General features: G+C 54.1%; 9 protein-coding genes. 3 read left to right on the top strand and 6 right to left on the bottom strand.

Translation table 11 applies throughout. The features are described 5' to 3' along the window. Window positions 1-14: 14 nt before the first annotated feature. Window positions 15-602 (bottom strand): DUF2808 domain-containing protein, encoded by a 588-nt coding sequence (locus tag QJQ48_RS19125; protein WP_346292852.1) that lies wholly within the window; start codon window positions 600-602, stop codon window positions 15-17. 277 nt (window positions 603-879) lie between these two features. Here QJQ48_RS19125 and QJQ48_RS19120 point away from each other — a divergent pair, with 277 nt between their 5' ends. Next, on the top strand, window positions 880-1,410 hold the full coding sequence (locus tag QJQ48_RS19120) for a hypothetical protein (protein ID WP_346292851.1): 531 nt from the start codon (window positions 880-882) through the stop codon (window positions 1,408-1,410). Between the two features lie 311 nt (window positions 1,411-1,721). Here QJQ48_RS19120 and QJQ48_RS19115 read toward each other — a convergent pair whose 3' ends face one another. Further along, a complete protein-coding gene (locus QJQ48_RS19115) occupies window positions 1,722-2,144 on the bottom strand; it encodes a hypothetical protein (RefSeq protein ID WP_346292850.1) in 423 nt (140 codons plus the stop codon). Window positions 2,145-2,340: 196 nt separating this feature from the next. On the opposite strand from QJQ48_RS19115, the gene QJQ48_RS19110 reads away from it, so the two are divergent. After that, entirely contained in the window at window positions 2,341-3,639 is a 1,299-nt protein-coding gene (locus QJQ48_RS19110) for an aspartate aminotransferase family protein (RefSeq protein ID WP_428843066.1), read from the top strand. A 13-nt stretch (window positions 3,640-3,652) separates the two neighbouring features. On the opposite strand, the gene QJQ48_RS19105 is transcribed toward QJQ48_RS19110, so the two are convergent. The 3 genes from QJQ48_RS19105 to QJQ48_RS19095 form a co-directional block, all read right to left on the bottom strand. Next, entirely contained in the window at window positions 3,653-4,681 is a 1,029-nt protein-coding gene (locus tag QJQ48_RS19105) for a diguanylate cyclase domain-containing protein (RefSeq protein ID WP_346292849.1), read from the bottom strand. After that, window positions 4,659-7,778 carry an ATP-binding protein gene (locus QJQ48_RS19100; protein ID WP_346292848.1) on the bottom strand — a complete coding sequence of 1,040 codons (3,120 nt, stop codon included), beginning with the start codon at window positions 7,776-7,778 and terminating at the stop codon, window positions 4,659-4,661. The genes QJQ48_RS19105 and QJQ48_RS19100 overlap by 23 nt, the downstream gene beginning before the upstream one ends. 74 nt (window positions 7,779-7,852) lie before the next feature. Beyond that, complete coding sequence (locus QJQ48_RS19095) at window positions 7,853-10,690, bottom strand: sensor histidine kinase (protein ID WP_346292847.1); 2,838 nt, start codon at window positions 10,688-10,690, stop codon at window positions 7,853-7,855. 338 nt (window positions 10,691-11,028) lie between these two features. Here QJQ48_RS19095 and QJQ48_RS19090 point away from each other — a divergent pair, with 338 nt between their 5' ends. Beyond that, window positions 11,029-12,186 (top strand): quinone-dependent dihydroorotate dehydrogenase, encoded by a 1,158-nt coding sequence (locus tag QJQ48_RS19090; RefSeq protein ID WP_346292846.1) that lies wholly within the window; start codon window positions 11,029-11,031, stop codon window positions 12,184-12,186. On the opposite strand, the gene QJQ48_RS19085 is transcribed toward QJQ48_RS19090, so the two are convergent. Continuing rightward, the gene (locus QJQ48_RS19085; protein WP_346292845.1) at window positions 12,183-12,671 is read right to left on the bottom strand and encodes a redox protein; all 489 of its coding nucleotides are present in this window, start codon (window positions 12,669-12,671) and stop codon (window positions 12,183-12,185) included. The genes QJQ48_RS19090 and QJQ48_RS19085 overlap by 4 nt on opposite strands. Window positions 12,672-12,679: the final 8 nt, after the last annotated feature.

Below are 12,679 nucleotides of genomic sequence, written 5' to 3'. Positions count from 1 at the left end.
GCAGGACTGCCTTGCTAGGGCCGAAAATCTGAGTCGCTGTCGCGGTCATAAATGCGGAGCCGACCATAGCCCGCAAACTGGGAGCGGACTTGCTCATCTTCTGGAAAGGCCGTCACGCCAAAAAGGTAGGTGCCGCCCCAGCGGGGATTGCGCACCGGGCTGAGGCTGAGGGTGACAACTTGGCCTGGCTCTACTGGCGGCTCAAAGGTAAAGGTAATAGCTTCGGAGTCTTCATCCTGGGAGACATTGCTCAGAGGCAGGGGCGATCGCTCGCCTCTGGGATAGCCCGCAAAGGCTGCGCTTTCATCTAGGTGGTAGCGCAGATTGCTGGTCAACCGAGCATTGTGCTGCTCAATCACAACTTTTGCCAAAGGCTCACCAGCCGCTTCCGGCAGCTCCAAAGTGAAGTAGTAGGTAGCGTTGCGGGTTTGGGCGCGATCGCGAGTGGTGGTGGCCTCTAAAAGCTGCGGCGGTTGCACAAAGGCGATCGCGCCGTCGAGGAGCTGTACGGCCCTAGCAGAGGGCTGGGTCAGAGCGGGGATGGCATTTCCCAGCAGCGCCCCCAGTCCCAGGGCAGTGAGGATGAGTGCTGGACGTTTCATAAAATTTCAGCTCGTTTTTGAGGTTATAGATAGCAGTACGGCTATTAGAGTTGCCAATCGAGAGTATCCGAGGTAGCTATCTCTATTGTAGAAAACGGCTAAAAGCGATCGCCTGCGGCGCTATTCTTTACTTTTCTTATTGTTTTTTAACGCTTCTTTTTTAGGGCTAACCGTTTGTTTACAGACGGTTTCTTGTAATGAGAATTCATAGTCAGCCCCAAAGGAATTCGTTACTCTGGAAACATCATCATTCAAATTATTTTCAGAGATTAATCACATGAATTTGGCTTCCAGAAATGTCTCCAAGCCGCTGGACTGGCAGGTTGCAGTCTTTGCCCTGGCAGGATTTTGGCTCAGCGCTAGCTTACTTCTCGACTTTTTGATTATGCCCAGTATGTATGGTGCTGGAATGATGAATCAGCCGGACTTTGGCAGTATGGGCTATAGCTTATTCTGGGTTTTTAATCGAGTTGAATTACTCTGCGCGGCGGGCATTTTGACGGGCGTACTGGCGTTGCGACAGGGACGCAATCAGTTCAGCCTTTTCAACAGCGGCAGCAAAAGCCGTTGGGCCGTTGGTTTGTCTGGGTTGCTGTTGGCGATCGCGATGGCCTATACCTACTTCCTCGCGCCGGAAATGAGCGCTCTTAGCTTGCCTCTAGACAGCTTTCAGTCAGCTACTGAAGTGATTCCGGCAGGCATGAACCAGCTACACGGTTTTTACTGGCTGCTGGAAGTCCTAAAACTGGCTGCAGTAGGTCTGCTGCTAGGCTTCTGCTACCACGATGTCGCCACGGCAGAAAGCTAGGCTGAGCTAAAAAGTTAGCTTAGTCTATAGAGCTAAAACAGATTTAGATGAATGAAAAGCGAGGGGACTTTGATGGTCCCCTCGCTTTCGTTGTTGATAGAGAAACCTGGCATTGCTGATTTAGGCTATGAATTAAAGCGCGAGCAAGATGCTCCCACTAATCTAACTAAATGATAGGCGAGGGAGCGTCTCGCTTACGACCGACAAACACCAGGTTCATCCCTTAATTCAGCAATGCCAGAAACCTTAGACTGAGCGGCAAAAAGCGATGGGCTACCTGTTTAAGCAGGCCGTTTGGCACCGTCGTAGGACTACACTTTCTCAGCCGTGACCGCCTCAACCGCTGGGGTCAGGCTTGGTGCGGTTGAGGTGGCTGGCTGCTGGGCCAGTTGGGTCTGTTCCACAAAGACAAACATTCCCGGTACGTCCTGACCGTCTACCTTGCGCAGGTGAATCCGCGTATCCGCGATCGCGTGGCTGGCCGCAATCTCGTCTAATGATGCCATCAGTTTTTCTGCCGCCAGCTCTTTAAAGTACTGACCTCGCTCCAAATGCATGTGCTTAGAAAAGCGCGGTTCAACATAATAGATCACATCCTGAACAACGGGCTTGACCACATAATCAGCGGCGTCAGACTCGATGATGCGAGTCACTTGGTAGCGGGTACCGACCACTAATAAGCAAATACCAATCCAAACGCTTAAGAAAATAGGGGCAAAATTTCGGGTAGTCATAGTGTGAGGAGTGCCTAGCGAGCTGAGTTTGTAAATTTATCTTAAGGTAGAATAAGTCAACTTTACAATCCTTAACCTCTTGCTTAAGGTAGACTCGCCTCTAAATGTCGAGACTTGATGACGCCGATCTCTTTGCAAAGCTAGCTGCGATCGCTAGATTAGATAATTAAAGTCTTCTCTTGCCTAAGGATTGCCCGTGAGCTTAAAAACGTTAGTCCACAATTCGCTGAGAGCGCTAAACATAGCGCCGCCCATCGTCAACCCCGATTTTCAGACTAGTCACTTCGACCAGCACGTGATGACGACCTACGGGCGCTTCCCGCTGGCCCTAGAGCGCGGTCAGGGCTGTCAGGTTTGGGATACTGAAGGCAAGACTTACTTAGACTTTGTGGCGGGCATTGCCACCTGCACCCTGGGACACGCCCATCCGGTGATGGTGGAGGCGGTGACGCAGCAGATGCAGAAGCTGCACCACGTTTCTAATCTCTATTACATTCCAGAGCAGGGACAGCTAGCGGCCTGGCTCACGGCTCACTCCTGCGCTGACCGCGTTTTCTTCTGCAACTCTGGGGCTGAGGCCAACGAAGGCGCGATCAAGCTGGCTCGCAAATATGGTAAGACCCAGCTAGGGATTGAGTCACCCGTCATTTTAACTGCCAACGCCAGCTTTCACGGCAGAACCTTAGCCACCGTCACCGCCACCGGCCAGGCTAAGTATCAGAAAAACTTTGACCCGCTAGTTCCCGGCTTTCACTACGTCCCCTACAACGATATTGCCGCTCTAGAAGCGGCGATCGCTCAGCTAGATGCCGACCAGCGGCAGGTCGTCGCCATCATGCTGGAGCCGCTGCAGGGAGAAGGGGGCGTTCGTCCGGGCGAGCAGGCTTATTTCCAGCGGATTCGCCAAATCTGTGACGAAACCGGCATTTTGCTGCTGATTGACGAAGTGCAGACGGGGGTAGGCCGGACGGGTAAGTTCTGGGGCTACGAAAATCTGGGGATTGAGCCGGATGTGTTCACCTCGGCCAAGGGACTCGGCGGCGGCGTGCCGATTGGGGCGATGCTGTGTAAGGCCCATTGCGATGTGCTGCAGCCAGGGGAACATGCCAGCACTTTTGGCGGCAACCCGTTTGTCTGTGGGGTGGCACTGACGGTCTGCCAAACCCTGGAGCAGCAAAATCTGCTGAGCAATGTCAAAGACCGGGGCGAGCAGTTGCGCTCTGGCCTGCGATCGCTAGCCGAAAAACACCCCGATCTGATTGAAACGGTGCGGGGCTGGGGCCTAATTAACGGCATGGTGCTGAAGTCGGACGCGGCGATCAAGTCAGCCGATATTGTCAAAGCCGCGATCGCTGAAGGTTTGCTGCTGGTACCGGCTGGCCCGCAGGTGGTACGCTTTGTGCCGCCGCTGATTGTCAGCGCTGATGAGGTGGATCAGGCACTGCAGGCGGTTGAGCGCTCCCTAGAGCAGGTGGCAGCCCCTACTGCTGGCTAACTCTAAACACCACCTATGACTCAACTATCTCATGGTTGCTAGCCATACAGTAGCGATCGCGGCCCTCTGCTTTGGCCGCGTATAGAGCAGTGTCGGCCTGAGCTAACAGATCTTGCCAGGACGACTTCACTCTCGGAACCGTGGTGGCAATCCCGGCGCTGATAGTGACGTGTGAGCTAGAAGGATGAGCTGCATGAACTAGGTCAAGCTGGGCGATCGCCTGCTGCATTCGCTCAGCTACTTTGGCAGCTCCCTGGGTATTAGTGTTAGAGAGCACCACCACAAATTCTTCACCCCCATAGCGAGCAATCAAATCAGCCGGACGCCTGATAACTTGGCTTAGGGTTTTGGCTACTGCTTGTAAACAAATGTCTCCTTGAAGATGGCCGTAGGTGTCGTTGTATTCCTTGAAGCAATCTAGGTCAATCAGGATGAGGGAGAGCGGATCTTCCTCCCGTCTCAGACGCCGCCACTCTTGCTGCAGATATTCGTTGAAAAAGCGACGATTAGCAACCTGAGTCAGCTCATCTAGCTTAGAAAGCTGGGTCAGTTCCTGATTGGCATCCTGAAGCTGCTGAACGGTATTGGCTAACTGCTGCTTGAGATAAGTCAGCTCAAGCTGAGTTTTGATCCGAGCTAGCAGCTCTGATGACTGAAAGGGTTTAGTCACGTAGTCCACGGCCCCCTGCTCAAAAGCCTGTAGCAGATTTTCAGTCTCATGACTAGCCGTGAGAAAGATAATCGGTATTTTGGCAGTATTGGGGGCCTGCTTCAGCCGCCGACAGACTTCTAGCCCATCCATGCCAGGCATCATTAAATCAAGCAAAATCAGGTCTGGCTGAGATGACTGCACGCGATCTAGCGCCTGGTGGCCGTTACTGGCAAAAGTGAGACGATACTGCCCCGCTAGCAGCCCCCTGAGCACCTTCAAATTGGCAGGCACATCGTCCACAATTAAAATCAACCGGGCCTGCGGTTGAAAGAATTCTCCTAGAGAAGAGGCAGCATTGGCAGTGGGATCAAGACGCAGATTTTCCGTCATGGGAAGATGTTCTAGAACTGGTGACAGACTTTTCTAAAAACTCAAATTCAGCAATGGAGTTAGGGAGCTGTTCCCAATCAAAAGCTTCTAGCTGCTGGGTCAGCTTAGCGGCGTATTGGACTAAAGGCGGATACGGAATTTCGGCGGCCAATTGGGTCAGGTGATTCACAAAATCTTCCACCTGATCGAGTTCTAAAGTCTGCTGCAGAGGAAACCAAATCTGGGCTGCTATTTGCTGAAGCTGACGAGCGAGTAAGGTTTGCTGTTCAGCCGAGATAGACTGATTTGCGGTGACAACTGGCTTTTGTCTCGCCGTGGCGGCGTCCTTGATCTTGCCAGGCTGGAGCAAAGGCAGGCAGGATTCGAGAGCGGCTACTAGATTTTCACGGGTGACGGGCTTATAGATACAGCGCTGACACAGCTCATTCAGCTCGTATCGAGCTTCCTCACTATAGGACTGGACTGAAGCCGTGATGACAATCACCGGAATGTGGCGCGTGGCCTCGGCGGCTTTGATGCGGCGTGATGCCTCTATGCCATCTAGGTGGGGCATCCGCAAATCCATCAAAATCACGTCTGGCGTTAGCGCTTGGGCCATTCGCACCACTTCTTCACCATTTTTGGCAAAGTAAAGCTGATGGGCCGTATTGCGGAAATAACCGGCCAGAAGCTCGCGGTTGGAGGCGACATCATCGGCGATCAGAACGTGAGCAGGCGCAAACTGATTCAGATTGATGTCAGTCGGGTCAGAAGAGGTTGGGGATACTTTGGGGACGGCTATTTCAGCTTTGGGAAAGAGAAAAGTGAAGGTGCTCCCCTGATCAAGCTGGCTATCGAGTATTGTGGTACCGCCCATCATGGTTACCAGTCGGCGAGTGATTGCCAGTCCTAGCCCCGTGCCACCAAATTTACGATTACTTTGCCCTTGCCGCTGGGTAAAAGCTTCAAAGATGCAGTCTTGATCTGCTGGAGCAATGCCGATACCCGTATCGCTCACGCTCAGTTTTAGCCCCATCTGCGATTCTGATAAAGGCGTGGGGGTCAGTTCAGCTCGAATCGTAATCTGCCCTTTTTCTGTAAACTTGAGCGCATTGCCGACAACGTTAAACAAAATTTGGCGCAGCCGCACCTCATCAAACAGCAGAAATGGGGGGAAATCGTCAACAATTTCAATTTCTAGCTGCAGTCCTTTTTGCTCAGCTTTTTGGCTAAAGATATGGTGAATATCCTGAATTAAAGCTCGCAGGTCTACCGGTTCTGGATGCAGTTCTAACCGTCCGGCTTCTATCTTTGAGAGATCGAGAATGTCGTTGATGAGGGCCAGTAGAGTTTTACCACTAGAGGCGATCGCCCGCAGATAGTCCTGACCGACAGCGTCTGTAACAATGGGCTGCAGCAGATCGGTAAATCCTAAAACGGCATTCATCGGCGTCCGAATTTCGTGGCTCATGTTGGCCAGAAACTCGCTCTTGGCTCGATTCGCAATTTGAGCCTGCTGAGCCGCTGCCTCTAAGGCAACCGCGGAAAAATTGAGCACCGCCAGCATCAAAATTTGGCGTAGGTCGGCGGCGGCGGCGCGCTCGGCTGCCGTCCAGGGTAAAGACTGGTCTTGCACAGTCTGCTGCCAAAGATGAAATGAATTTCGCGGACACAGCTCTAGCTCACCGGCTTCATTTATTCTGACCGACTCTTGAACCTGCCCGGCCCAGTTAACCTTCTGGGTCTGCTCCAGCCGAAATATGAGGATGTGGTAGGACACTGGCGTGGGAGAGGCTAGGACAATTGAGACTCCTAGCATACCGGCAAATTTCTGCTGCCAGTTTTGACTGGCCGGATACCATTGCGAGAGCTGCTGGGTCGCAAAAACCTCTGAAGGCTCAGACTGCAGGCTTTTCTGTATGAGCGTCTGAACCTCAGACCCGGTGGGGGTCTGACCTACCAGCTCATACTGGTTATCCAGCACCATTGCAATGCCGTCTGCCTGAAAAGTTTCCAGCAGAACCTGAGCGTGCTGGCGCAGAATAGGCAGCATCTGGTTTTCGGCAGTTGGCAAAATGCGGCGCATCTCTACGAGCAACTGGCGGCTTTGTTCCTGATAGCGCTGTCGTTCTGCCTGTAGCTGCTGGGATAAGGTTAAGTTGGCGACCTTGGCCAGTAAGAGAAAAGCCTTTCGATTGGTGTGCTCTACCCACTTCGGCTGGCCGTGATGGCAGGCCACTAAGCCCCATAGGCCGTTTTCATCTGTCAGCGCCACCGTCATCGAACCGGCCACGCCCATATTTTGCAGATATTCAATGTGGGGGGGTGAAACACCGCGCAGCCAAGTGGGCGATAGGTCTGAGGGGGCCTGTGTCAGCGGATGCAAGCTGGGGACAAACGAAACCGGCTGATAGTTTACGTCCGGAATGAAGCGCAGCGATTTTTCTTGAAACAGGGCGCGGGCGGCAACGGGAATATCCGTAGCTGGAAAATGCAGTCCCTCATAGCTGGCTAAGCTAGATTGTCTGGCCTCAGCGACGACAACGCCGCTGTAATCTGGCTGAAACTGGTAAATCATCACCCGGTCAAACTGGGTGAGAGCTTGCACTTCACGCGCTAGAACCTGCGTATATTCCTCTAAAGAGGAGGTAGCCGTTAGGACAGCGATCGCCTGGTGCAGCCGTTCATGAATTAGCCCCATTTCTGGTTCAGCCGCCTGCTTTGGCTCTAGCTCTAACAAAATGCTGTCAGTCTGCGGCTGGGGATACAGATAGGCATAGAAAACCTGAGCAGTTTGAGCAGCAGTCAGGCAAAACTCAGTCGATGTGGCCGTACCGGCCTCAAGCTGCTGCAAATGCTCCTGCAGCTTCTCCTCTGCAAAGAGATGAAGCACTGACTGGCCCTGGAGATTTTCTGGTGCTTCTCCCAGTTTTTCCTGAGTATTGGCGCTGATTTGTAAAATTTCAAAGGTATCGGCCCGCAGCGAAATGATAATGCCGTGAGGCTGAATACTGTCAATATTGCGAATGGGATAGGGATGACAAGCCTCCAACGCAGCAAGCTGGTCATTGGTGAGGGGAAACGCTTCGGGATGGCTAAATTGTGCGGCTGGCTCCATCAGTTTTGCCTTGCTGCTGTCATAACTTCGTAATCATACCCATCTCAACCAGTTGTATCTAATTTAGCCTGCTTCTACCGACCCTGCCGCCGCGAGAAGGGTTTGCTTGTGGGGCCGTCAATCTGAACCCGCTGGGCCGGATTTTTGTGCGCGATGGGGAGAATCACCCGGCTGAGAATTCTGCCATCATCCAGCTTAAACAGGTTCAGCTCGCCCCCCATCTGCTGCATAATCGACTGGCAAATCGCGAAGTGCAAACCCGGCGGCTCCTCCAGCTTAGAAGGAGAAAGCAGGTCGTCAGGTCGCCCGGAATGGAGTTCTGCAATCAGAGCCTCATCAATAATGCCGCTGTCGGTAATTGCCACCTCAATCCAGTCACGATTGTACAGACGGCACCAAACATCGATTCTGCCGCCCACGGCTGAGCGATCGCAGGCCGCTGCCATCAGCTCGTACAAAACAAACTCAATCTTTGGAATGTCGCCGCCAATATTGAGATTATTTTCGTTATGGACTTTAGACCAAAGCTGCTGCCGCTGAATAGCGGTGCGCGCCCGTTCCATCAGGCGATTGAGCAGACTGGCCAGCGGCGTGGTTTCATACTCGCTGTGAAGCTGCCACTCTTCATGCTTCAAAATCGGGGCTATGGTCGTCAACAGCCCCCCTAACTGCCGCAAAACCTGCTGGTACTGAGGGCTAGAGGGCATATTTTTCTGTATGCTCAGTTCGTTGAGGCGGCGGACGCTGTGTTCCACCAGACGGTGAATCTCGCCAAAGCGTTTTTGCTTATACCAGTTGAGCGCCTCCAGCGATTCTCGCTGAGTTAGCAGCATTTCAACTAGGCCCAGATGGCGGCGCGACCAGGCAAGCTGATTGGTCAGCAGCGCTAAGGCATTGAGATGATATTCTGACCAGCGGCGATCGCTGTGATCCGCCAGCACTAGCACCGCGTTGCAGGTGTGCTCTGGAGCAGTTTTAAGCGCAATGACCAGCAATTTGCTGCCTGTGGGGGCACGCAACCACTGGCGCGTATTGTCAGGCAGGTCTTCCAAAGTCAGCGGCAGCAAGCCTTCTGTTTGTTGCGCCCAGTTGACAATAGCATCAGAAGCGACTGGGATAGTTTCCTGGATAACCAGCTCAAACGGCTTTTGCACAACGGCGCTGGTAATTCGGGCCGCAGGCTGCTCAGGCACCCAGCTAATCAGACCAATCAGGGGCACCCGCAACAGCTTGGCAATGTAGTCCAGCGTCCCCTGCTCTAGCTGATCGAGCTGAAAAGTTTGCTGCAGCGTCTTCAAGCCCCACTGCATCGTCTGGTAAAGCTGAATTTGCTGACTCACCTGCCGCTGCAACTGCCACTGGTGCAAAATTAGGCCCACCTGCTGGCTAACCACCTGCACAAGGGACTGATCGAGCTGGCTCCAGTGCCGCTCCCGGCTGCTGCTGACAATTAGCAGTCCTTCGGGGGCGTGGCCGATAGACACATTGCAAATAATCAGCGATCGCGCCTTCATCTCAACCAGAATAGGCTGCCAGGCCAGCAGCTTTAGCTCCTGCTCCAAGTCTTCAATACAAATAGCTTCCCGGCTGCGCTCTAGCATTTGCCAGTCCACATCGCTGAGGGCGGGCCAGGGGGTATGGGCAAAGCGGGAAACCTGAGTGCGGCTGTAGTAGCACAGCTCAAACCCGTCTAGCTCAGAGTTATACAGCAGCACGATTAGCTGGTCAGCCTGCAGGCGGGGGCAGAGTTCCTTGGCGCAGAGATCGAGGGTTTTGCGCCAGTCTTCTTGATTGTGAATGCTGCGGGAAACGGTGGCCGTCAGGACCTGATTTGCTTTGACTTCCTCCACCTTTTCTTCCATTTCAGCCGTTGGCATCCCTAGCCCCAAGAGCCGAGCAGCGGCCTGTAGATAGTTGCGCTCCGCTTCTGTCCAAATCCGGGCCTCCTCCCCTTCGACGGAAATAAACCCCAGCAGCTCAGATTGAAACCGAATCGGAGCGGCAATCAGCGATCGCGCTCTGAGCTGCTGCATCAGCAGGCTAGTGACGTTGGCGTTGAGGGAAGACTGGGCTTCACCAATGATGGCGAGCTGATTTGCCTGAAGCAGCTGATAAAACCCTTTCACCTGGCTAACTGCTAGGCGAGAATCAGCCGGATGGCTGGTGGCGGTGTAGACGGTGGGCCGAGTGCGATGATAGGCTACCCGATGCCAAAAGAATCTGCCGCACGGCTCAAACCAGTAAATATTGGTGCGCGAGGGAGCCACAAACTGATGGGTGATACGCACAACGGTCTGCAGCCGCTCCTCCAAATTGGTCAGCGGTTCTAGCGCCTCTAGCAGTTCAAGCAGGGGCTGATCGGGGCGTTTGACAAGCTGCTGCTGCTGGCTCTGCTGGTGTAGATAGAGGGCTTCGGCCAAGGCTCCTAGAACCAGAGCTAAAACCGCTCGCTCAGCAGAGGTGGGTGACATGCCCCAGTGCTCAGTTCCCAGCAGCATGACGCCCAGACAGGTATGGCGGTAGCGAATCGGAAAGAGCAAAGTCCCCTGAATGTTTTGCTGCTCAGCGATAGCTGTCCAAGTCCCCGCCCTCGGTTCAAGCCGCAAGTCGGGTACAGCCAGCAGCCGCTGCTGAATCACGACCTGCTCCATCAGGTCGCCCGGATTGAGGGCAATCACCTGATGGGATAACCGCATCGGCATCGGCGCGCGGGTGCCCTGTCCGCGAAGCTGATGATTCACCCGGTCATAGAGGCCAATCCACAGCAGCGAATAGGCAAATTCTGAGCTGACAAATTCTAAAACAGCCTCGACTAACGGCTCTAACTCCTCCAGCTCGCGGAGGGTTTGCAGAATTCGTCCCAAAGCCACAACTTGTTTTTCAAATCTGGTTGGTGCCTTTGGCTGCCCCATGCCTTATCGACTCCTTAACGGCCCAATTTTCCCCGCTCTTGACCCTGCCTAAACCTAGAAAAGTGCAGCTGCGCAGTTCTGAGTTTGCCTCTCTGCTGTTTGATAAATCGGGGAGCTGATTCTTATGCAGGTCTATCGACTTCAGTTTACTTGCTCACTCTGGGTCCTGCCTGCTTAATTTAATGCATCTAGCTTTTAAGGTTCAGTTCGCTGGCGATCGCTAAGATGAACTTTGCAGTGACAGAGGCTGTTGAATAGCAGAGCCGCTAGAAATCGACTAACCGCTATCTTGACAAAGATTTTGGGCAATAGTGCCAAGGAGAGATTTTTTGCAAGACATGTATACACGTTTGCTTCGCCCGCTTTTGTTTCGGCTGCCGGGGGCGAGTCCAGAATGGCTACACCAGCAAACCCTGCGGAGTTTAGCCTGGATGACCCAGCCGGGCGTGAATGAGGCGATCGCCGATCAGCCTTCGGTCTATCAGGCTTGGCTGCAGCGCACCTACACGCTCAATGATCCGCGACTGCAGCAGTCTCTCTGGGGCCTGCAATTTGCCAATCCGCTGGGGCTAGCGGCGGGCTTTGATAAAGACGGGGTGGGAGTGCGAGCTTGGACAGTCTTGGGCTTCGGCTTTGCCGAACTGGGTACCGTCACTTTTCATCCCCAGCCAGGTAATCCGCGTCCGCGTTTGTTTCGGCTGCCGGACGACCGGGCAGCGCTCAACCGCATGGGCTTTAATAATCTGGGCGCGGCGGCTCTAGCCGAGCGCCTGCAGCAGCTCCGCAGTCCCCAAGCCGTGCCGATTCCCATCGGCATCAATTTGGGCAAGTCTAAGATTACGCCACTCGATCAGGCGGCCAGCGACTATCAGGAAAGCTTCAAGCTGCTGCAAAACTGGGGCGACTATTTTGTGGTCAACGTGTCTTCACCCAACACACCGGGGCTGCGATCGCTCCAGGCTGCTGACCAGCTCGCTGCCATCGTCGATGCCATCCAGCAGATTAACCAGAATCAAAAGCCGCTGCTGGTGAAAATCTCGCCCGATCTTGACTGGGAGGCGATCGCGGCGATTGTTAATCTGGCTGTGGACTATCAGCTCGCGGGACTGATTGCGACCAATACAACCCTGGCCCGCACCGGCCTCAAGACTCGCATTGTGCAGCCTACCGGGCAGCCAGTAACCGCAGAGGCGGGGGGACTCAGCGGCGCGCCCCTGCGATCGCGCTCTACTGAGGTCATTCGCTTTATCTGGCAGCAGACCCAGGGCCAGCTCCCGATTGTTGGGGTTGGCGGTGTGTTTACGGCGGCGGATGCTTGGGAAAAAATTACTGCCGGGGCCTCTCTTGTCCAGGTCTATACGGGCTGGATCTATGAAGGGCCGGGCCTGATGCGACGCATTTCCCAGGGCTTGCTGCAAAAGCTAGCGGCTCATCAGCTCAACCATATTGGCGAAGCCGTGGGCTGGAGCCATCGGTCTGCTCAGTCTGTTTCCTAGGCAGCCTGGAGATAGGGTTCTTCAAAACCGTGCTCTTGAGGGCGAAGACCAGAGCTGAGTAAGGCCCGCAAGCGCGGAATGTTATAGGCGTTGTAGACGCGAAACTCATTCTGCAAAGTGGCCTGGGCGCTTCTCACGGCCTGGTTGATGACTAGAGAACCCTTGCGATCGGAGACAGAACGGTGGAAGGTGCCTGGCGGAATCCGCAGAATGGAACGGTTAGCCTCTAGGCGCACCCGATGATAGGGATAGGCCCAGGCAAAGTTGACTAAGTCGAAGGTGCGGCCCCCGCTAACGGCCAGTAAGTTATCTTCCTGATGGGGATGGAGATAAAATTGCCAACTGCCCTCAGTGCTGTTGTGGGGACTGACGGCGGGGCCATCGTGAAAGACGAGATCGCGGGCGTTGGAGCGGTCAATTGTAATGTCAAAAAAGCGAACGTTGGGCGTGTCCCGAAACTTGTTGAAGTCAATTAGCTCGAACATGGGAGTCG

This window comes from Sphaerothrix gracilis Ecp01, from assembly GCF_030405905.1.
GTDB classification, from domain to species: Bacteria; Cyanobacteriota; Cyanobacteriia; order Phormidesmidales; family Phormidesmidaceae; genus Sphaerothrix; species Sphaerothrix gracilis.
The sequence above is the reverse complement of the archived record's forward strand: the minus strand, read 5'-3'. Positions and strand labels throughout refer to the sequence as shown.